The sequence below is a fragment of the Vibrio makurazakiensis genome (assembly GCF_050337375.1).
Taxonomy (GTDB): domain Bacteria; phylum Pseudomonadota; class Gammaproteobacteria; order Enterobacterales; family Vibrionaceae; genus Vibrio; species Vibrio makurazakiensis.
This window is the reverse complement of the sequence record NZ_JAKJSW010000434.1, coordinates 1-1,383: the sequence shown is the minus strand read 5'-3', so window position 1 is coordinate 1,383 and position 1,383 is coordinate 1. Positions and strand designations below refer to the sequence as shown.

Genomic DNA, 1,383 nt, shown 5'->3' with positions numbered 1-1,383 from the left:
GAATACTGCCTTRTAGTAAGARTTAACGGTTAACTAATGCGATACTAGCTCAGTTGGTAGAGCGCAACCTTGCCAAGGTTGAGGTCATCGGTTCGAACCCGATGTATCGCTCCAATTTCTTTCAAGCTCTCACGCTTGATACGGCCTCAAAAGCCACTGCTCTTTTAATGCTGAGAAGCATAAGCCCCCAAAATAAGCAAACAATCCTCCTATTCGGTGGATATTTTTTTGTCTCAAATTCGCTATAGCAAATGGAATGCTCGCTATCATCAGATATTTATCGTTAATACCTGACGTTTTGCTACGCCTATTAACAGACTTATCCACATTATTGTTTATGTGGATAACTTGGTTGATAAACATGTTTCAGCGGAAAATCAATCCCTTATTGTAAAAGATCTTTTTACTTATCTTATCCATACCACAAAGCTGATTTCTATTTAACTTGTTGTTTTTTAAGTGGTATTTATATTTTATTTGTGTGATTGATAAGATTGTGAGGATCGTTAACTTACTGTTTTTTGATCCTAGTCATTTATTGGGAGTGTGTTTAACTTATTTCTAATGATTAGAATTAGTCGAATGTTTTGTTTTTTTCCACATTTCAAAAATTGAGAACAATATCAAACATTGTTTGTTGATTTTGTGTAGAAACGTTTGTCATTGAAACCGCTAGCTATATACCACGCTGTTTCAGCTAAGCATCTCTAGGTAAGCCTTTCTCAACGATTCGAATAAGTCGCTTCTTTTTATTTGTAATCTTATTCACAGGCTCGGGAAGCTGATTATTTTGTTGTCGTAAAGCCCACTCAATGTGGATATCAAGAACATTACTTTTACCTGTATGAGATTCAAGAGAATCGACTATCTCTGAGTGGTAAGGTGCGTTACCCATTGCGACAAAGATATTGCGTAACCACTGGTGATGGCCGATACGTCGAATAGCAGACCCTTCCATCTTTCTTAAGAATGTCGCTTCATCCCAACTTGCCAATGTCACTAGGTGTGATTGTTCAAAAGCTTCACGTCGATGGAAGTCTTGCTGTGAGCTTATATCTGCATGTCGATTCCATGGGCAAACTAACTGACAATCATCACAACCATATATACGGTTACCTATAGCGGCTCTATATTCTTCAGGGATAACACCGTCAAATTCGATAGTCAGGTAAGAAATGCATTTACGCGCATCTACTATGCCTTCTTCAACAATGGCTCCCGTAGGGCAAGAAGTTATACATGCTGTGCACTTTCCACACTCATCCACGCTTGGTGTATCTACAGGAAGCGGTATGTTTACTAGTAACTCCCCTAAGAAAAACCAAGAGCCAGCGTCTTTATCCAAAATTAAGGAATGTTTACCAGTCCAACCCAGTCCAGCCT

Annotated in this window: 1 protein-coding gene and 1 tRNA gene; one reads left to right on the top strand and one right to left on the bottom strand. The window is 38.7% G+C overall.

The annotated features are described in order from the left end of the window. The first annotated feature begins 38 nt into the window (after nt 1-38). Nucleotides 39-114, top strand: a tRNA-Gly gene (locus L4C33_RS22245). A gap of 583 nt (nt 115-697) precedes the next feature. On the opposite strand, the gene queG is transcribed toward L4C33_RS22245, so the two are convergent. Continuing rightward, a partial coding sequence (gene queG, locus L4C33_RS22240; protein ID WP_428814552.1) for a tRNA epoxyqueuosine(34) reductase QueG occupies nt 698-1,383 on the bottom strand: 686 nt, incomplete at its 5' end.